At 64.6% G+C, this 18317-nt stretch carries 16 protein-coding genes and 3 pseudogenes; 13 read left to right on the top strand and 6 right to left on the bottom strand.

The window, feature by feature from the left end:
- The first annotated feature begins 29 nt into the window (after positions 1 to 29).
- Entirely contained in the window at positions 30 to 1268 is a 1239-nt protein-coding gene (locus Q0316_RS18910; protein WP_298675400.1) for a cytochrome P450, read from the top strand.
- Between the two features lie 23 nt (positions 1269 to 1291).
- On the opposite strand, the gene Q0316_RS18905 is transcribed toward Q0316_RS18910, so the two are convergent.
- A complete protein-coding gene (locus Q0316_RS18905) occupies positions 1292 to 2068 on the bottom strand; it encodes a TetR/AcrR family transcriptional regulator (RefSeq protein ID WP_298675397.1) in 777 nt (258 codons plus the stop codon).
- Positions 2069 to 2408: 340 nt separating this feature from the next.
- Between Q0316_RS18905 and Q0316_RS18900 the strand changes: the two genes are divergently transcribed.
- Positions 2409 to 2657 carry a Plug domain-containing protein gene (locus tag Q0316_RS18900; protein ID WP_367179708.1) on the top strand — a complete coding sequence of 83 codons (249 nt, stop codon included), beginning with the start codon at positions 2409 to 2411 and terminating at the stop codon, positions 2655 to 2657.
- Between the two features lie 62 nt (positions 2658 to 2719).
- On the opposite strand, the gene Q0316_RS18895 is transcribed toward Q0316_RS18900, so the two are convergent.
- Positions 2720 to 3739 carry an NADP-dependent oxidoreductase gene (locus tag Q0316_RS18895; protein ID WP_298675395.1) on the bottom strand — a complete coding sequence of 340 codons (1020 nt, stop codon included), beginning with the start codon at positions 3737 to 3739 and terminating at the stop codon, positions 2720 to 2722.
- Between the two features lie 85 nt (positions 3740 to 3824).
- Here Q0316_RS18895 and Q0316_RS18890 point away from each other — a divergent pair, with 85 nt between their 5' ends.
- Genes Q0316_RS18890 through Q0316_RS18870 form a run of 5 tightly spaced genes read left to right on the top strand, consistent with a single transcriptional unit; the run spans position 3825 to position 7561 of the window.
- A complete protein-coding gene (locus tag Q0316_RS18890; RefSeq protein ID WP_298675392.1) occupies positions 3825 to 5210 on the top strand; it encodes an MFS transporter in 1386 nt (461 codons plus the stop codon).
- Between the two features lie 13 nt (positions 5211 to 5223).
- Positions 5224 to 5571 carry a putative quinol monooxygenase gene (locus Q0316_RS18885; RefSeq protein ID WP_298675389.1) on the top strand — a complete coding sequence of 116 codons (348 nt, stop codon included), beginning with the start codon at positions 5224 to 5226 and terminating at the stop codon, positions 5569 to 5571.
- Complete coding sequence (locus Q0316_RS18880; RefSeq protein WP_298675387.1) at positions 5571 to 5978, top strand: nuclear transport factor 2 family protein; 408 nt, start codon at positions 5571 to 5573, stop codon at positions 5976 to 5978. Before Q0316_RS18885 ends, Q0316_RS18880 begins: the two co-directional genes overlap by 1 nt.
- Positions 5978 to 6754, top strand: a complete 777-nt coding sequence (locus Q0316_RS18875; RefSeq protein WP_298675384.1) for an SDR family oxidoreductase — start codon at positions 5978 to 5980, stop codon at positions 6752 to 6754. The genes Q0316_RS18880 and Q0316_RS18875 overlap by 1 nt, the downstream gene beginning before the upstream one ends.
- 48 nt (positions 6755 to 6802) lie before the next feature.
- Positions 6803 to 7561, top strand: a complete 759-nt coding sequence (locus tag Q0316_RS18870) for an SDR family NAD(P)-dependent oxidoreductase (RefSeq protein ID WP_298675381.1) — start codon at positions 6803 to 6805, stop codon at positions 7559 to 7561.
- Positions 7562 to 7573: 12 nt separating this feature from the next.
- Here Q0316_RS18870 and Q0316_RS18865 read toward each other — a convergent pair whose 3' ends face one another.
- The 3 genes from Q0316_RS18865 to Q0316_RS18855 form a co-directional block, all read right to left on the bottom strand.
- On the bottom strand, positions 7574 to 8287 hold the full coding sequence (locus Q0316_RS18865; protein ID WP_298675379.1) for an SDR family NAD(P)-dependent oxidoreductase: 714 nt from the start codon (positions 8285 to 8287) through the stop codon (positions 7574 to 7576).
- Positions 8284 to 9102: a ThuA domain-containing protein gene (locus tag Q0316_RS18860; RefSeq protein WP_298675376.1), complete on the bottom strand. Its 819-nt coding sequence runs from the start codon at positions 9100 to 9102 to the stop codon at positions 8284 to 8286. Before Q0316_RS18860 ends, Q0316_RS18865 begins: the two co-directional genes overlap by 4 nt.
- Positions 9103 to 9360: 258 nt before the next feature.
- On the bottom strand, positions 9361 to 11670 hold the full coding sequence (locus tag Q0316_RS18855; RefSeq protein ID WP_298675794.1) for a TonB-dependent receptor: 2310 nt from the start codon (positions 11668 to 11670) through the stop codon (positions 9361 to 9363).
- Positions 11671 to 11970: 300 nt separating this feature from the next.
- Between Q0316_RS18855 and Q0316_RS18850 the strand changes: the two genes are divergently transcribed.
- On the top strand, positions 11971 to 12732 hold the full coding sequence (locus tag Q0316_RS18850) for an SDR family NAD(P)-dependent oxidoreductase (RefSeq protein WP_298675373.1): 762 nt from the start codon (positions 11971 to 11973) through the stop codon (positions 12730 to 12732).
- On the opposite strand, the gene Q0316_RS18845 is transcribed toward Q0316_RS18850, so the two are convergent.
- On the bottom strand, positions 12686 to 12940 hold the full coding sequence (locus tag Q0316_RS18845; RefSeq protein WP_298675371.1) for a hypothetical protein: 255 nt from the start codon (positions 12938 to 12940) through the stop codon (positions 12686 to 12688). The genes Q0316_RS18850 and Q0316_RS18845 overlap by 47 nt on opposite strands.
- A 99-nt stretch (positions 12941 to 13039) precedes the next feature.
- On the opposite strand from Q0316_RS18845, the pseudogene Q0316_RS18840 reads away from it, so the two are divergent.
- The 5 genes and pseudogenes from Q0316_RS18840 to Q0316_RS18820 all read left to right on the top strand — a co-directional run.
- Positions 13040 to 13174: pseudogene (locus Q0316_RS18840) on the top strand (ATP-binding protein); the annotation flags it as partial.
- Positions 13175 to 13697: 523 nt separating this feature from the next.
- Positions 13698 to 14636, top strand: a pseudogene (locus Q0316_RS18835) (urea transporter); the annotation flags it as partial.
- Positions 14637 to 14898: 262 nt separating this feature from the next.
- Positions 14899 to 16524, top strand: a complete 1626-nt coding sequence (locus tag Q0316_RS18830) for a thiamine pyrophosphate-binding protein (protein WP_298675368.1) — start codon at positions 14899 to 14901, stop codon at positions 16522 to 16524.
- On the top strand, positions 16521 to 17981 hold the full coding sequence (locus tag Q0316_RS18825; protein WP_298675365.1) for an aldehyde dehydrogenase family protein: 1461 nt from the start codon (positions 16521 to 16523) through the stop codon (positions 17979 to 17981). Before Q0316_RS18830 ends, Q0316_RS18825 begins: the two co-directional genes overlap by 4 nt.
- Positions 17971 to 18317, top strand: a pseudogene (locus Q0316_RS18820) (kynureninase); the annotation flags it as partial. The gene Q0316_RS18825 and the pseudogene Q0316_RS18820, both read left to right, overlap by 11 nt.

Here is an 18317-nt window from a genome sequence, read left to right as displayed (position 1 = left end):
GCCGAGCGAACATTTCAGGGGAGGGGCAAATGACGACGATGGGCGAAACGCTGCCGGAATTCTTCGATCCCGAAGTGCTGGAGGAACCATTCGTCTGGTATCAGGAGGCTTTGGCGCGCGGCCCGGTCGCCACGGCAGGCGGCGGCGCGGTTCATCTCGTCCTTTCGCACAAGATGGTGTCGGAAGCCGCGGGGCGACCGGACGATCTGTCCAGCGATTTTGGCGCGATGATGCGCGGTGCGCGCGCCGATGATGCGGAGATCGCCAGGGTCGAGGCGGATGGCTGGCCACAGGTCGATACGATGCTCACCGCCGATCCGCCGGTGCATACGCGTTTTCGCAAGCTGGTGAATCTGGCGTTCTCGATGCCCCGCGTGAATGCGATGGATGATGAAATCCGCGCCATCGTACGCGGCCTGCTCGATTCACTGGTGGCGCGCGAGTCGATCGAGATGGTCCACGATTTCGCGGTCCCGCTGCCGGTCGCGGTGATCGCGGCGCAGATCGGGATGAGCCCTGACGACGCCGCGAATGTGAAGCGCTGGTCGGACGCGTTCGCGGATCGGCTGGGCGGCATGGCGACACGCGAACGCGAGATCGAATGCGCGCATCTCGTCGTGGAATTCCAACAGCAGGTGAAACGGCTGATCGACGCGCGGCGCGGTGGCAACGGGCCGAACGACCTGCTCGGCGCGATCGTCAATGCGACGATCGAGGGCGAACGTCCGCTCGATGACGCAGAGATTCTCTCCATCGTCCAGCAACTGATGGTCGCCGGCAACGAGACGACGACGTCAACGATCGCCGGCGGTCTTCTGCTGCTGATCCAGAACCCCGACCAGGCGGCGAAGGTTCGCGCGGATCGCTCGCTCATCCCGAATATGGTGGAGGAGATGTTGCGCCTCCTGTCACCGACCGCCGGCCTGTGGCGGGTCGCCGCGAAGGATATGATGTTGGGCGATGTCGCGATCGAGCGCGGCCAGATTGTGATGCTGCGCTTTGCGGCGGCCAATCGCGATCCGGCGGTGTTCCCCGAGCCGGACCGTTTCGATGTGGAGCGGAAGAACGCGCGCAGTCATCTCGCATTCGGGCGGGGCATCCACATGTGCGTGGGCAACATGCTCGCGCGCAAGGAACTGGCGGTGACGTTCGAGGAATTGTTTGCCCGCTACGCCCGGTTCGAACTGACCGAGGGGGCGAACGATTTCCGCCATGTGCCGAACCGGCTGCTGCGCGGGTTAGCGGCGCTGCATGTGCGGCTGAGTTGACGCGCGCGGCGCTGCCGCTGCGTCTATTTCGCCGCAACCTCGGCTTGCGCAGCCGGTTCCGCCGCCACGGGTTGAGGCACCCAAACCACGTTGGGGAACTTCGGCACCTCGCCGGAGCGGCGGATGTCGATCAGGAACGCTTCCGCCTCCTCGCGCACCGCGCCCTGGACTGCGCCGATCAGCAGCAGCAACATGCTCTCCGCCAACCGCGGGAGATATTCCTCGTCCGACAGGCGCCCGAGGCACCAGTCGTTGATGACCGAATATTGCACATTGGCCATTGTCGTCGCGAAGTGATTGATATCGACCCACTGTCGCAATTCGCCGCGCGCCTGCATCGCCACCAGCCATTCGTGGATCGCATGGACGGACATGTCGCGCAGCGTTTCCCACACATCGCGCGGCGTGGTGGGCGCGAAATAGATTGCGACGACCGCCTTGGTGTAGTTGCGGACGCGGAAGTTGCGGCGGTTTATTGCGGTCGTGCGGTCGAGCACGCCGGGCAGGGTATTCAGGTCGGTGCGGTAGCGGACGTTGAGGTTGAACTCGTCATATGCCTCGCGGATGGCGAGCGCGATCACGCGATCCTTGTTGTGGAACGCATTATATAGGGTGCGCTGGGCAACCTCGGCGCGCTGGCACAGGCGGCGCACGCTGAAATTCTCGACGCCGCCTTCCGCGATCATCTTCCGCGCCTCGCGCAGCAGCCGCCGTCGCCGCTCCAGGATGAGCGGGCTCGAATAGAGCAATGGCTTGTCGGGGTGCGCGTCGAGCGCGCCGCGGGTTTCCGTTTGCGGCATGTATCATATCTGCCCTGCGCGAACGGATTTGTCCACTGAGCACAAAAAGGAATGCGCAATGCAAAATAATTGCGCATTCCCTCAAATTTGAGGCGCGTGTTTCCGCGCGCGAAAACGTGGCTGCCCATGAGGCGATTGTCGGAGAGGAGATGGGGTGACGGCGTTTGCTCGGTCGCGGAGCTGCCAGCTCGCTGGATCCATGTTCACCTGCCTGATGATGCCGGCGAGCGCATAAGAAGCCGCGCCGCCTGCGAGTGCGACTGCCAGCACGATCGCACGCGCGCCGTAGGTCGGCGGCCTTGAGGATGTCGTCGTTACAGCGCGGCGCCGGGCCGAGAGCGTGCAGCACATTCCTGTTTCCGTGCAGGCGATCAGCGGCGAACAGATCCAGAAGCGCGACCTGACCAGCCTGGAGAAGATCGCCGCTTCCACTCCGCAATTCACCGTCGCGCGCGCCTCGAATGGCGCCGGCGCGCAGTTTACGATGCGCGGCATCGGCTGTCGGCCACCTCGATCGGCATATCTGGCGTGGCAGGAGCGGCGGGTGCGCTATTTTCACGAAAATCTGGAAAAGTGGATGAACGACTGAAGAGGCGGACGTTGCCGCGCCGATCGACGTGATCGGCGCGACTGTGCCCATCATCGCGCGGGTCAGGGCTCGCCGATCTGGAGGATCATCTTTCCCTCATTCGTGCCGTCGAACAGGCGCAGGAACGCGGGCAGCGCATTCTCGATGCCGTGATCTATATGCTCGTCGAAGCGGAGCTTGCCTTCCTGCATCCACGCCGCCATCTGCGCACCACCTTCCTCGAACCGCGCGAGATAATCGGACACGAGGAAACCGCGGATCGACGCGCGGTGGACGATCAACTGCCATAATTGGCGCGCGCCGATCTTCTCCGGCGAATTATACTCGCTGATGAGGCCGCACAGCGCGATCGTTGCATGGGGAGACAGGCAGGAGAGGGTGGCATCCAGGATGTCGCCTCCGACATTCTCGAACACCAGATCGACGCCGTCCGGCGCGGCGGCGCGGATTTCCCGCTCCAGCGTCACGCGATCCTTGCCGCGATAGTCGATGCCGACATCGTATTTGTAGTCGCGCGTCAGCCGCGCGATCTTCTCCGGCCCACCGGCGATCCCGATCGTGCGGCAACCCAGGATCTTGCCGATCTGCCCGACCAGCGAGCCGACCGCGCCCGCAGCACCCGACACCAGCAGCGTCTGCCCCGCTTTCGCCGCCAGCACATCCACAACGCCGAAATAGGCCGTCATGCCAACAGCGCCGAGCACCGAGAGATAATTGGAAGGGGAGGGGACCGCATCGGGATCGACGCGCCGCATGAAGCCGCCAGCCTGCGCCAAGGAATATTCCTCGATCGCGCCGAGCCCGCTGACCCATGCTCCGTCGGGAAAATCCGCGTTCCGTGAGGCGGCCACGCGCCCAACGGTGCTGGCGCGAACCGCGTCACCCAGCGGGATCGGCGGCATGTAAGACGGCGCATCGTCCAGCCACCCGCGCATCGCCGGATCGAGCGAGGCATAGATGGTACGGACCACGAACTCGCCGTCCCCCGGCACCGGGACGGGTGCTTCCGCCAAGCGGAAGTCCGCGAGGGCCGGCACGCCGTTCGGGCGGCGTTCGAGCAGGAAGCGGCGGTTTGTCGGCATCATCTTCTCCTTGTGTTGTTCGGCAAAATATATAACGCTGTGCATGTTATCGCGTATCAGGCGCGAACGATAGCGGGAGGAGGCGATGGAGGCGAGCGACGCCCGACACCACCGGCGCGTGATCGCGTTGATGGCGCTGACGAAGCTGATCCTGACGGCGGATTTCGCCATTGTCAGCCTCGCGCTGCCCTCGATCGGGCGCGATCTGGGCGTATCGCCCGCTGTGCTGGGCTGGGTCGTCACCGCGAACACGCTGGCGCTGGCCGGCACGCTGATCGTGGGCGGCAAGCTGGTTGATCGCTACGGACATCGCCGCGCGCTTGCCGTTGGGCTGGCGCTGTTCGGGGCGGCGTCGCTGGCGGCGGGCCTCGCGCCGGGTTTCGCACTGGTTCTCGCCGCGCGTGTTGCACAGGGGCTGGCGGTGGCGCTGCTATCGCCCGGCGCGTTCGCGCTTATCACGGCTTTCCTGCCGGATGGGCCGATCCGGCATCGCGCGCTTGGCATTTTCGGGATTACGCAGGGCCTGTCGCTCATCATCGGGCTGCTCGTCGGTGGCTGGATCGTCTCGACATTCGGCTGGCGCGGTGCGTTCTTCGTCAATGTCCCGCTCATGGGCATCGCCTTGTCCATGGCGCTGGCCTGGCTGCCCAAGGTTGCGACGACGCGCGGCGAGGCGATCGACGGCGCGGGCGCGATTGCCGCGACGATCGCGATGACGTTGCTGGTCGGCGGGATCGCGCTGCTCGGGCGGATCGGGGTGTCGCCTGCGACGCTTGGGATGCTGGCCGGCGCGGGGGTGATGATCGCGATGTTCGTCGCGATCGAGCGTCGCGTCGCCGCGCCGCTGGTGCCCGGCGCGCTGATCCGGAGGCCGATGTTCGCGCTTTCCGCTTTTACGCTTACCCTTTTCATGTCGGCGGTCGGCGGGCTGCTCGTTCTTTCGCAGCTATACATGCAGCGTGTGCTAGGTTTTGCCCCCGCGCTGGCGGGGTTGGCGGCGATGCCTTACGCGCTCGCCGTGATCGCGGCGGGGCAGCTCGCCCCGACCTTGCTGGCGCGAGCCCCGGCGCGGGCGGCGGTGCTGGGGGCGGGGCTGATTAACCTGGCCGGGCTCACCTGGCTCGCGATGTCGATGGGGCAGCCTTATGCCACCAGCATTGCGCCCGGCATGGTGATCTGCGCGCTGGGCAGCGTCACCGCCTTCATCGTCATGATGCAGGCGGCGACCGCACCGCTCGCCCCGCGCGAGCAAGGGGTGGGCACCGCGCTGCTTTTCACCGCCCAGCAGGTTGGCACCGGCCTTGGCGCCACGGTGACGATGGTGCTGCTCGATCCCGGCGCGAAGGTGCTGGCTGCCGACGATTTCACGATACCTTTCCTGGCGCTCGCGGGCGGCATCGTCGTCGCGCTGGCCGCCGTACTCATCACCCGCCCCACGATCGCGGCGGGCGGGCAACTCAAACGAACCTGACGAGGAGGAATCCGTGCCGGTCATCATCAATGCCGTCATTGATCTGGAGCCTGCCGGCGCACGGCAGGCGCTGCTTGACGCGCAACCGCTGATCGAGGCTTCGCGCGCGGAAAAGGGTTGCATCGCCTACGACTGGTCGCTCGACCCAGCCAGACCGGGGCGCGTCAACGTCTATGAGGAATGGGAGAGCGAGGATGCGCTCGCCGGCCATTTCCGCGATCCGAGCTATGCCGCGATGCGCGATCATGTCGACAAATCCGGGCTGATCCGGGCGCGCTCGCAGAAGTATCGCTGCGACGCGGTGGAGCAGGTTTATGACGCAGCCGGCACGCCGCAGGCGCATTTCGCGGTGGTGATCTGATGCGCGGGTTCACCGGCAGCGTCGCCGATCGTCTCGCCATTCGCGAGCGGATCGAAGCCTATAACGACGCGGTGTTCAGGCATGATCTGGCGGATTACGCCGAATGCTGGGCCGCCGACGCGCACTGGGAGGTTGGCGAACATCGCGCCGAGGGGCGGCAGGCGATATCCGATCTGTGGGTGAAGCTGATGGCCGGCTTTGAGCGCGCGGGCATGTATGTGGCGCATGGCGCGGTCTCGATCGACGGCGATACGGCGACCGCGCGCAGCTACATGCTGGAAATGCTCAAGCAGACCGACGGGGCGGAACGGTTTGTCTCGGGGCGCTACGACGATGATCTGCGCCGCGATGACGATGGCGAATGGCGCTTCGTGTCGCGCGGCTACACCGTGCTTCAGGTGCGCTGATGGAGCGTTATCGCGGCAAGGTCGCGCTCATCACGGGCGGCACAAGCGGCATCGGTGAGGCCACGGTGGCGCGGCTGCGGCGCGAGGGCGCGCGCGTCGTGTTCACCGGGCGCAACGAGGGCGCAGGCGCGCGAGTGGCGGCTGAAACTGGCGCGACGTTCGTGCGCCACGCGGTGGAGGATCGCGATGGCTGGGCCGAGGTGGAGGCGGCCATTCGCGCGCTCGGCCGGCTCGATCTCGCATTCGCCAACGCCGGGGGCGAAGGGGGCGATACCAATGTCGAAGATGTCACGCTGGAGGCGTGGAACGACATCATCGCGATCAACCTGACCGGCCCGATGCTAACGGCGCAGGCCGCGATCCGCATCATGCGCGACAATCCCCACGGACCGGGCGGGGCGATCGTGCTCAACAGTTCGATCAGCGGGATGCTCGGGCTGGCGGGCAATGTCGGCTATACCGCCACCAAGGGCGGCGTCCGCCTGCTCGCCAAATCTATCGCGATGCATTGCGCGGCGCGCGGCTATCGCATCCGCTGCAACGCGATCCTGCCCGGCGTGGTCGCGACCGCGCTGATCGAGGGCGCGATCGCCGGCGCGCCCGATCCGGTCGCGGCGCGCGCAGTATTGGAGGGCGTATCGCCGATGAAACGGATGGCGACGCTTGAGGAGATCGCCGGGCTGGTCGCGTATCTCGGATCGGATGACGCCGCGTTCGTGACGGGAGCGGATTATGTGATCGACGGCGGGGCGACCGCCGGCATGTCAGGCGTCTGAAGCAGCGCGCCGAACCAACGATCCACGCAACATATTGAGGAGAGAGACATGGACCTGAAACTCAAGGGCCTGAAAGTGGTGTTGACCGGCGGCAGCCGCGGGACGGGGCGTGCCACGCTGGAATTGCTCGCGGCGGAGGGCTGCGATGTCGGCTTCTTTTCCCGCAATCAGGAACAGATCGACGACGCGGCGGCGACTTACGCGCGCCACGGCGGCAAGGTGGTGGCGAAGCGGGGCGATCTGGCCGATCTCGATCGCTATCCCGCATTGCTGGCCGAAATCGCCGATGAGCTTGGCGGCTGCGATATCTTTATTCCATCGGCCAGCGCCTCCGGCTCGAAGCTCGCGCAGGATTGGGACGCCTGCTACAAGATGGACATGCTCGGCACCGTGCGCGGGTGCGAGGCGATGCTGCCGTATCTCGAAAAATCAAGGGCGGCCGCGATCGTGATCCTCGCCAGCATCGCAGCGACCGAAACCTTCTTCGCGCCCAATGCCTTCAACGCGATCAAGGGCGCGCTGCTGACCTATTCGGGGCAGCTAAGCCAAGCGTGGGGGCCGAAGGGCATTCGCGTCAACGCGGTGTCGCCGGGGCCGGTGTGGTTCGAAGGCGGCAATTGGGACGACATCAGGAAGGGCGCGCCTGAAATGTACAAGTCGTTCGAGGATGCGACCGCCGTGAAGCGGCTCGGTGAGACGACGGACGTGGCGAACGCGATCGCCTTCCTTGCCAGCCCGGCGGCAGCCTGGATCACCGGCACCAACCTGATCGTAGATGGCGGATACACCAAGCGCGTCCAGTTCTGACGCGAGTTACGGCTACGGTGCGGCCATCGCCGCACCGTCCACCATGATCCCGCAGCCGCTGACGAAGCGCGCATCGTCGGACATCAGGAACGCGATCACGTCGGCGATATCTTCCGGTTTGCCGAGCCGCTTCAGCGCCGCCTTCTGCTCCCAGAACGCGGCATAGGTGGGGTTGGCGGTGAAGGCCGGCGCGGTCATCGGCGTGTCGATAGCGCCGGGCTGGATGCAGGTGACATTGATCCCGTCCGGCCCGAGTTCGGCGGCCAGCGCGCGCGTGAGCCCCAGAACGGCGTGCTTGGACGCGGCATAAGCGACAAGGCCGGGCGCGCCGTAGCTCGACATCACCGAGCCGATCGTCACGATCCGCCCCTTGCCCGACGCCTTCAGCGGCGCGAGCGCGGCGCGGATGGTGCGGAACACCGCCGTCACGTTGACGGCCATTACCGCGTCCCACCAATCGTCGCTGTGCCCGTCGATACTCTCCGCGCCTGAAACGCCCGCGCAAAGCGCCAGCCCGTCCAGTGCTCCCATCGCTTTGACCGCCGCAGCGACGATCCGCTCGGTCGCCCCGGCCTGGGTGACGTCGAGTGAAAGATCGACCGCGCCGGCCCGATCCACGCCGAACACGCGGGCACCGTCCGCCTCAAGTCGCGCGACCGTCGCCGCGCCGATCCCCGAGGCGGCGCCGGTGACGAGGATATGGCGCCCGCCGAGCCGCGCGCTCATTTCGCCCAATCCCGCGCTGCCTGCGACGCGACCCAGCGGATCGCATTCTCGACAAGTCGTCGATAGACGGGATTGTCATACGTCACCTGGTCGTCTCCCGGCTGAAGATACACCAGCGGGCTGTTCCCCGCGCGCTTGGCCCAGCCGATCAGGTTCGAGCCTTCGGGATGCGCCCATCCCTCGTTCGAGAACATCCGGCCCTCGATCGCGGCGGTCGCGGAGTAGAAATTTTCCTGCGTAAAGGCGTGCCGCGCACGCAACAGCGGAATCACATCGTCTTCGAACATCTCGGCGAGATAAAGTTCGTCAACCATGGGAAAGGTCGGCGGGATATCGGCCATGATCGGGTGATCCGGCGCGGCGACCTCCGCCGTATAGGCAACCTGATGGCGATAGCCGGAATCGGGCCGGTTCCGGCCTCGCAATGTGCCGGGCCGGTAGAGGAAAGTGCCGCCTAGCAATTCCGCATATCCGGGCCATGCCGGCCAGCCCGCCAGCGCGTGATGAAGTGCCACCACCCCGATGCCGCGATCGAGCATCGCGGTGAAATTCGCGGTAAATCCCGCGGGCGGGGGAACGGGCGCGGCGCGCTGTTTCGCCGCGAAGTCGAGGCCGGGCATATCATACAGCACCAGCGCATCGAACGTGTCGATCAAGTCCGGGCGCATCATATGCGCCGCCGCCGGTTGATCGACGAAGGTGGCCGTGATCCCCGGCATATCGTTGAACAAGGCGGCAAAGGCGTTGCGATCGAATGGATGTCCGCGCACCGCGACCAGCAGACGGATCTTCGCGTGATAGTCGATCGTGGTCATCTCGGTTTTCGACTCCGCTCGTCGCTATCACTCTTAGTGGTTCCAAGGAGTGATCAATTCCTGTCCGTTCCATTTCTTCGGAGCCTTCCGCGCGATGCGATACATGGCGCGGATGGTCTCGTTTTCCGGGTACAACTCGATCATGTGACCATGCGTCGCGCGCGCATCGTCGTTCGCCTTATATCGAACGACCGGCGGACGGTCGGCGCCCCCTTCTTTCGCGCCGCCTGTCCGCCGATCACTCCCCGATCAGCCTCGTTAGAAGTTGAAGCCGAGTTCGATGCCATAGGTCCGTGGTTCGCGCGCGCTGGGGGACTTGAAAAGCCCCGGCACGATCGTGTTCGCCGCCATCGCGCGCTTGTCGAGGATATTGCGCATGTACAGGTTGATCCGCGGCTTGAAATTGCCCGTGCCGAGATCGGGCTCCAATGCAACGCTCATGTCCCACTGATCCAGCGGTCGCGTCTGGCTGGCGAGGATGTTGAGTGTCGGTGCGGCCGGGTTCGGGTTCGACGGATCAGGCGTGATCGCGGTGAAGTAGGTCGAGATATGACGGTAGTTGGTTGACAGCGTGATCGCCCCGATCGCTGTTGGCGCGGTATAGGAGCCGCCGACTGATCCGGTGAAGCTTGGGTTGAAGGTCAGGCTGAGGCCCGAAAGGTCCACCGGGGTGAGTGTAAGCGGGTTAAGCGTTTTGAAATCGTTGTAGTTCGATTTCAGAAAGCCGACCGAGCCATTCAGCGACAGGCCCCGGATCGGACGCGCCGTGAAATCCGCCTCGATGCCCTTGATTGATGCGGCGGCGACGTTCGCCACGACTGTTTCGCTCGCGGTCGGCGATCCCGGCGGCGTGCGACGGATGATCGATTCCTGCTTGTTGTCATATTTGGTCTTGAATGCGGCGATGTTGAACGAAAGCTTGCGATCGAAGAACTGCGTCTTGATGCCGCCCTCGTAGCTGTCCACCGTTTCCGGATCATATGATTGCTGCGACGTGACGATAGACGTGGCGCGTCCGTTGAACCCGCCGGCGCGATAACCACGCGAGTAAGACGCATAGAGCATCACCTGCTCGTTCGGGCGATAATCGACCGAGATCTTCGGGGTGAATTTGTTCCAATCCTTGCTGGCGGATACGTCGAACGCGCCGGGGAAGCGGTTGCGGAAAGTCTTGGAGTCCCGCGTGTAACGGCCGCCGACGGTCACACGGAAGTGGTCCGCAAACGCCCAGTTGGCGTCGAGATAGGCCGCGTATGATTTCGAATTCTGCTCGGCGAACTGATTGGCCGTGGTGCCGCCCAGGATCGGGCCGAGAAACGTCGTCTGGTGATTGGTATAGCGATTATCGAAATAATAGAGTCCAGAAACGAAATCGAACGTATCGCTGATTTTCGCCGACAGTCTAAGTTCTTGTGATAGTTGCCGATAAAATTGATCGCGGATCGTTTCGTATAGATGCGCCGATGTGCCGTCAAAATCCTGATAGAAAAGCTCATTGCTCTTGCGCCATCCGGTGATGGACGTGAGCTTCACATTGTCGCTTACGTTCCAGTTCATTTCGAGAGTTGCCGCCGGCGACGAATAGGTTGCGGGGTTATCGAACTCGGTGAAGGTGGTGTACAGATCGGTCGTCAGGTTGCGATTGCACTGATTGGCGGGCGCTACCAGGCAGACCAGATCGCCGGTCGTGCTTCCTGACGAATTGACCGTATGTCCGCGCTGGGTCTGTTTCTCGATCGTCAGCAGCGCGTCAAAATTCGGCGCCGGCGTGAGGAGGAATGCGGCGCCGAAATTGTCGGCGGTGATGCCTGGCTCGCTGCGCTTGAAGGTGACGTTGTAATAATAGCCATCGCTGTGCGTGTGCTGCTCGAACAGCTTCACCGCCAGCACATCGTTGATGATCGGCAGGTTCAGGATGCCCCGCGCCTGGAAAAGACCGTAGTTGCCGAAGGCGACTTCGCCCTTGCCGCCGAACTCGCCGGTCGGGCGCGTGCGGCGGATGTTGATGACACCGCCGATCGTGTTGCGGCCAAAGAGGGTGCCCTGCGGACCGCGCAGCACTTCGATGCTGCCGATATCGAAGAAGTCTAGCAATTGTCCGGTGTTAGTGCCGATGAAGACGCCGTCGACCAACACGCCGACGGCGGGATCGAAGGACTTTTCGATATCGGCAAACACGACCCCGCGGATCGCGATCGCGGCGGCGGAGGGGCCGGCGCCGACCTGCTGGATCACGAGATTCGGAATCGCGCCGCTGACATCCTGGATCGTCAGCGCGTTGGTATTTTCCAATTGCGCTGGCGCGATTGCCGTCACGGATAGCGGGGTGGTTGCGAGTGTTTCGGAGCGCTGCCGCGCCGTGACGATTACGTCGCCGGGCTCATTTGCAACGGGCGGCGTTTGAGCTGCCGCGACGCTGTCGACGGGCGCGGCGGTCGTTATTTGCGCGATTGCGCCCGGTGTCAGCGCCAGAGTGGCGAGCGGCGCTGCTGCACAGAGCAGCAATCCGCGCGCCGAACAGGCGGAAAAATCTTTGGATTTCGACGGGCAAAGCGCAGCCCAATCCATACGCAGCATGGCTATGGTCCCCTCCCTAAAGCAGATCTTCTAGTCTGGCCGGGATGGGGTAACTTTTTTATCGCACGCATGTCAATTTCTATTTGAGCCGAGCGCCGGCAGGCAAATTTCACTCGCGCAAAACCTGCCATTGTGCGGATGTTCGGGAAATTTATGATGTTCGTGATAGAATCATGATTCATTCGCCTTATCGCGACCGCGGATCGGATGGGGAGGGGCGACGCATGTTCGCGGTGCCCCCTCATCTCGTTCGGCAGACGCTTTTTACATTTTTCACACAGGAGGTTGACGATGACAGGACGAGTCGAGGGCAAAGTGGCGCTGGTAACCGGCGCGGGGTCGGTCGGTGGGATCGGTCAGGCCATCGCTCGCCGGCTTTCGGAAGAAGGGGCGACGGTCTACCTCGGCGATGTCGATGCGGCGGGCGCGGATGCGCGCGCGACCGAGATCGGCGGGAATGCGATCGGCCTGGCGCATGACGCTACCTCCGAAGCGGGATGGGCGGATGTGCTGTGTCGTATAGTCGCCGATCGTGGTCGGCTGGACATTCTGGTGAACAACGCGGGTGTGGCGATCCTCTATCCGATCGAGGAGATGACGCTGGAGCGTTTTTCCCGACAGATTGACGTCAACATGACGAGCGCTTTCCTCGGGATGCGCGCTGCGGTCGCGACGATGCGCGAGGCGGGCAATGGCGGGTCGATCGTCAACATTTCCTCGGTCGGCGGCATCGTCGGCCTGGCGCGTACCCATGCCTATGGCGCGAGTAAGGCGGGGGTGCGCGTGTTCGGCAAGGCGCTGGCGATGGAGACCGCGCGGGATGGCATCCGCGTCAATAGCGTTCATCCCGGCATGATCGAAACCGGGATGACCGCGCCGCTTGCCGCGCCCGATCCCGAGGAGCAGCGTCAGCGCATCGCCGCGATGGTCCCGATGGCGCGCATGGGCAAGCCGGAGGAGATTGCGAATTGCGTTCTTTTTCTCGCCTCGGACGAAGCGAGCTACATCACCGGCGCCGAATTCGTCGTCGATGGCGGCATGACCGCGCAGTGACGCGAGCGGTTGCCGCCGTCGGATTGGGCGCCTTGACGCGCTGCTGGGCGGCGATGCAACTCGTCACGCTCAGGACCGCCGGCATGAATGCGCCGGCCTCCAGGCCGGTCGGCCAGCACTGTTCCCAGAGAAAACCATAGAGCAGTGCGAACAGGTTTTCGAACAGGATCATCCGCCAGACCAGGGTGCGCGGCAGCAGCCAGCTCATACGGTTTCACAGCGCGTTGCCAGCAATCGACGTGAGCACCGCTATGCCGAGCGAAGTGCCGGCGAAATGAAGCCATGCGGTCTCCGTGTGGCGATGCGGCTTGAACAGGGCGCCAACCTCGTCCTGTTCGGCCCATCCGGCGGAGGAAAGAGCCATCTGGCGGCAGCGATCGGCCTGGCGCTCATCGAAAATGGCTGGCGTGTGCTGTTCACGCGAACCTCCGATCTCGTTCGGGCTGGCATCGCAGCGCGTATCAACTAACTATGCCAACGGACCAGTAATCGCGGGCTGTCCAGCCGCGAAGGATCCGCGGGACACGCCGCCTTATTACCCAAGCCCAAATTTCCCAGCCGCAGCCCGCGATCCGGCGAAGTTATTCGACGAACAAGTCAAATAGACGGCTTCGGTGAATGGAGCGCCTGATATAACCGATAGGACTTGCTTTTCAGGCGGGGCCATGCGCCCAAGGCCGAATGGTCAACCGTGGCAGCGCTGGTCGGTTCGAAAAGGTGCGTCACCGCGAGAGAGTTCGTGCCAGGATGCGGGTATTGGTGGAACGGATCATCAAACGGTTTGTCTGCCGATCTGACCTTGCAGGCGATATCGTGCGGATAATGCCAGCACAGGCCGAAGTGCTGCTGCGGAAGGTTGCGCCATGACAGGCATTCGCTTTTCGACGACAGGGCTCGATGTCCAAGGCGCGGGCTTGTCGCGGCATCTGCTGATCTTCTTCGACTGCGTATAGCGCGGGCTCGGTCAGGTGATGTTCCAGAACAACAGTTATACCGGCTTGCTGTTCCTGATCGGTATCGCCTGTAATTCCTGGTTGTTCGCCCTTGCCGCACTTGTCGGCACGATGGTCAGCACATTGACCGCGATGGTATTGAGGACGGATCGAGCATTGCTGCGTGATGGCCTGTTCGGCTTCAACGGCGGACTGGTCGGCATAGGCCTCCTCTATTTTCTGCAACCGGAGCCGCTGACTTGGGCCTGCGTTGTCCTTGCCGCTGCCTGTTCCACGTTGGTGATGGCCGCCATGCTGACAGCCTTCAATCGCAGCGGAATGCCGGTGCTGACGGCGCCGTTCGTCCTTGTTTCGCTGTGCTTCTTTCTGGCGACCGCGCGCTTCGGCCGCATGGAGCCCACGGGGCTGTTGCCCACCGCCGGATTACCGAAATCGGCAACGGTCGAAGGTGTGGTGAGCATATCCACAATTGCGCACGGGGTGGCGTCCGGTATCGGGCAGGTGTTCTTTCAGGAAAATGTCGTCACCGGCTTGCTTTTCCTTGCGGGGCTGCTGGTGGCTTCCCGGAAGGCTTTTGCAATGGCTCTTGCTGGTTCGTCGGGTGGCCTCATTGTCGCATGGGCTATGGGGGCCGCCGAAAGCGCGATCCGTGCCGGTGCGTTCGGTTTCAACAGCGTGCTGGTCGCCATTGCGCTGACCAGCATGTTCCTCGCGCCAACCCGATCCGCAATTTTTTATGCCTTGTTCGGGGCCATCGTCACCCCGTTTGTTGCCGCTGCCATCGCTGCCGCATTTGAGCCTTTCGGTATGCCTGCGCTGACGTTGCCGTTCGTCCTCGTTACATGGACGTTCCTGCTGGCCAGCCGAGCGTTTGCGATATTTCCACCGACAGCTGCGTCTCCAAAAGAAAAGCTGGTGATGGAATCAAATGTGGGAAAGCGCGGCGCGTAACGGAAGAAGCAGGCCCTCCTGCGTGGGGCGGGGTGACGAAACCAGCCGCTGGCGCGCCGGCATATTGCCGGGCGCCGGTCGGCACGAATAATCCATCAAATTCAACGATCAGCGAGGGGCCGAAAAAGGGTTCCTATTCACAGGGCGGATCAAATCCGCCGTTCCTATAATCGAATTGCCATAGAGAGGATCGCAGAGAGGTATTTTCTTCCATGCCGCCCAACCGCTAGCCGTGATCGGTACATAACGCGCAGGAGGTGGGATGAGCGGCGAGACGGTTGCGCACAGGGTGGTGCGGAAACTGCGCGACATGGGGGTGCGGCATGTCTTCGGTGTGCCGAGTGGCGGCTGGGTTGATTATATGGAGGCGCTGCGCGAAACCGACGGGATTGATTTCGTGCTGACCAGCCATGAGGGCGGGGCGGGCTTCATGGCCGATGTGTGCGGCCGGCTGACCGGCGTGCCCGGCGTGTGCTTCGGCACCTTCGGCCCCGGCGCGACCAATCTTTCGACCGGGGTGGGCGGGGCGTTGCTCGATCGTTCGCCGATGATCGCGTTCACCGACGAAATGCCCGAGGCGATGCGCGGCCGGGTGACGCAGATGGGTATCGACCATCAGGCGCTGTTCGCGCCGATCACCAAGAAGACGGTGCGGCTCGACGCGGCGAACGTGGATGCGGTCCTTGCCGATGCGGCGGCGGTGGCGATGGAGGGGCGGCGCGGCCCGGTGCATATCGGCCTGCCGGTCGGCTTGAGCGCGGAGCCGGCGGGTGCGGAAGGGGAGGCGGTGGCCCGCCCCGCGCAGCCCGCGCCCGATGCGGCGCAACTCGATGCGCTGGTCGCCGCCTTTCGCGCGGCGCGCAAGCCGGTGCTGGCGATCGGCCTGGGCGCGACCCGGCTGGGGATCGAGGGGCGGATTGCTGCGCTGGCGGAGCGGTTCGCGTTGCCGGTGGTGCTCACCCCGATGGCCAAGGGGATGCTGCCGGAAAGCCATCCCAATTACGCCGGGGTGCTGTTCCACGCGCTGAGCGACGAGGTGGGGAAGACTCATGCCGAGGCCGATCTCGTGATCGCGATCGGCTATGACCCCGTGGAGTTCAATTACGAATCGTGGATGCGCGACGGGCTGCCGCTTGCCAGCATTGATATCGCGCCGGTGGATGTGGATCGCGAACGACATCCGGTGGTGGCGGAGGTGGTAGGCGATATCGCCGCCGGCCTCGCGGCGCTGGAGGCGGTGCAGGCGCCGCGCAAGGAATGGTCGCTTGCCGAGCTTGAAGCGCGCAAGGCGGCGATGTTCCAGCGGATGCGCCCGCAAACCGGGGCGATGGGGCCGTGCGCCGCGCTGGAAGTGCTGCGCGAGGTTTTGCCGCAGGACGGCATCATGACCTGCGATGTCGGCGCACATACCCATCTGATCGGGCAGAAATGGCCGACCCCTGCGCCGGGGCTTCAGATCATGACCAATGGCTGGTCGGCGATGGGCTTCGGCCTGCCCGCCGCGATCGCCGCGAAACTGTGCCGACCGGAAAAGAAGGTCTGCGCGGTTGTCGGCGACGGCGGCTTCCTGATGACGGTGGGCGAACTCGCGACGGCGGTGCGTGAGAAACTGCCGATCGTCGTGCTGGTGTTGACCGACAATGATCTCGCGCTGATCCGCATCAAGCAGCAGCGCAAGCAGAACCCGATCTACGGCACCCCGGTGCGCGAGGAGGGGACGATCGGCGGCCCATCGCTGTTCGGCGTGCCCGTCACGACCGTCTCGACGCCCGAGGCGTTGCGCGCGGCGCTTGACGAGGCATTCGCGGCGGACGGGCCGCGCATCGTCGAGGCGTTGGTGGACAGCCGCGAATATGACGGGTTGGTGTTACGCAAGGACAAGCAGTGATCGCGGCTGCTCCGCGCTCGCCGGAGACCAATGTGGCGGCGCGCACCCTGCTGATCGGCGGGGAATGGCGGTCGGCGGCGAAAACGATGGCGGTCGTCAACCCCTTCACCGGCGCGGTGATCGGCTTTGCCGCCTGCGCCGACGTGCCCGATGCGCTGGAGGCGGTGAGGAGCGCGACGCGCGGCGCGGCGGCGATGCGGGCGCTGAGCAGCGGCGCGCGTTCCGCGATCCTCCATCGCGCCGCCGATGCGCTCGCGCGGGATGTCGCGCGGTTCGCGCGGGCGATCACGGCGGAAAGCGGCAAGCCGATCGCCCATGCCACGCGCGAGGTGGCGCGCGCGGTCAACACCCTGCGCCTCTCCGCCGAGGAAGCGGTGCGACTGGCGGGCGAGACGCTCGCTTTTGACAGCGTGCCCGGTGGTGAAGCGCGCAGCGGCTTCTATCTCTACGAGCCGGTTGGGGTGATCGTGGCGATCACGCCGTTCAACGATCCGCTCAATCTCATTTGCCACAAGCTCGGCCCGGCCTTCGCGGCGGGCAATGCGGTGATCCTCAAGCCGGCGGAACAGGCGCCGTTCGTTGGCGTGATGCTCGCCGAACTGCTGCTGGCGGCGGGTTTGCCGGCGGAGGCGCTCAACCTGCTCACGGGGCGGGGCGAGGTGTTCGGCGATGTGCTGGTGGCGCATCCCGGCGTCGCGATGGTGTCCTTCACCGGCGGCGCGCGCACCGGCGAGCGGATCGCGACCGCCGCCGGTGCGAAGCGGCTGGCGATGGAACTGGGGGCCAATTCCCCGGTGATCGTCGCCGCCGACGCCGATCTCGACAAGGCTGTCGATGCGTGCGTTTCCGGCGCGTTTTCGGCGGCGGGGCAGAATTGCGTCGGCGTGCAGCGCATCTATGTCCATGTCGATTGTTATGACGATTTCCGCGCGCGCTTCGTCGCCGCGACCGAGGGGCTGGTGGTTGGCGATCCGGCGCTGCCCGAAACGCGGATCGGCCCGATGATCGGCGTGGCCGAGGCCGAGCGGCTCGAACATCGCATCGAGGAAGCGCGCGCGATGGGCGCGCGGGTACTGACGGGGGGCACCCGCGACGGCGCATTGTTCGCGCCCACCGTGATCGAGAACGCCCCCGACACCGCCGCGCTGGTGTGCGAGGAAGCGTTCGGGCCGGTCGTCAGCCTGTTCCCGTTCACCGAACTTGATGAAGCGATCGACCGGGCCAACGCGCCGCATCATGCGATCCACGCGGCGATCTTCACCGAAAGCCTGCGCGATGCGCTCCACGCGGCGCGACGGCTGGAGGCGGCGGGGGTGATGGTCAACGATTCGACCGATTATCGGCTCGATGCGATGCCCTTTGGCGGGGCGAAGGGCGGGAATATAGGGCGCGAGGGCGTGCGTTTCGCGATCCGCGAAATGTCTCAGACAAAAACGGTGTGTTTCAATGCTGCTTGAAGAACAGGGAAAACTCACGCGCGATTGGTGCGTGGCGCGCGATCAGGCGGACCCGCTGGCGGGCTTCCGCGATGCGTTCCTGATCCCCGATGGTGTGATCTACCTCGACGGCAATTCGCTCGGCGCGATGGCCGATGCCGCGCCGGCCCATGCCGCGCGCGTCATCGAGCGCGAATGGGGCGGCGATCTGATCCGGAGCTGGAACAGTGCCGGCTGGTTCGATCTGCCCGTGACGCTGGGCGACCGGCTCGCCCCGCTGATCGGGGCCGATGCGGGCGAAATGGTGGTGACCGACAACACCAGCACAAACCTGTTCAAATTGTTGTGGGCGGCGAG

It is taken from the genome of uncultured Sphingomonas sp. (genome assembly GCF_937871615.1).
GTDB lineage: Bacteria > Pseudomonadota > Alphaproteobacteria > Sphingomonadales > Sphingomonadaceae > Sphingomonas.
This window is presented reverse-complemented; position numbering and strand designations above follow the sequence as displayed.

Coding starts and splice junctions, on each gene's coding strand:
- Q0316_RS18870 (WP_298675381.1), top strand. CDS start 6,803: ATGGACCTGAAACTCAAGGGCCTGAAAGTGGTGTTGACCGGCGGCAGC.
- Q0316_RS18905 (WP_298675397.1), bottom strand. CDS start 2,068: ATGCCGCAAACGGAAACCCGCGGCGCGCTCGACGCGCACCCCGACAAG.
- Q0316_RS18855 (WP_298675794.1), bottom strand. CDS start 11,670: ATGGATTGGGCTGCGCTTTGCCCGTCGAAATCCAAAGATTTTTCCGCC.
- Q0316_RS18850 (WP_298675373.1), top strand. CDS start 11,971: ATGACAGGACGAGTCGAGGGCAAAGTGGCGCTGGTAACCGGCGCGGGG.
- Q0316_RS18860 (WP_298675376.1), bottom strand. CDS start 9,102: ATGACCACGATCGACTATCACGCGAAGATCCGTCTGCTGGTCGCGGTG.
- Q0316_RS18880 (WP_298675387.1), top strand. CDS start 5,571: ATGCGCGGGTTCACCGGCAGCGTCGCCGATCGTCTCGCCATTCGCGAG.
- Q0316_RS18830 (WP_298675368.1), top strand. CDS start 14,899: ATGAGCGGCGAGACGGTTGCGCACAGGGTGGTGCGGAAACTGCGCGAC.
- Q0316_RS18895 (WP_298675395.1), bottom strand. CDS start 3,739: ATGCCGACAAACCGCCGCTTCCTGCTCGAACGCCGCCCGAACGGCGTG.
- Q0316_RS18890 (WP_298675392.1), top strand. CDS start 3,825: ATGGAGGCGAGCGACGCCCGACACCACCGGCGCGTGATCGCGTTGATG.
- Q0316_RS18875 (WP_298675384.1), top strand. CDS start 5,978: ATGGAGCGTTATCGCGGCAAGGTCGCGCTCATCACGGGCGGCACAAGC.
- Q0316_RS18865 (WP_298675379.1), bottom strand. CDS start 8,287: ATGAGCGCGCGGCTCGGCGGGCGCCATATCCTCGTCACCGGCGCCGCC.
- Q0316_RS18845 (WP_298675371.1), bottom strand. CDS start 12,940: ATGAGCTGGCTGCTGCCGCGCACCCTGGTCTGGCGGATGATCCTGTTC.
- Q0316_RS18910 (WP_298675400.1), top strand. CDS start 30: ATGACGACGATGGGCGAAACGCTGCCGGAATTCTTCGATCCCGAAGTG.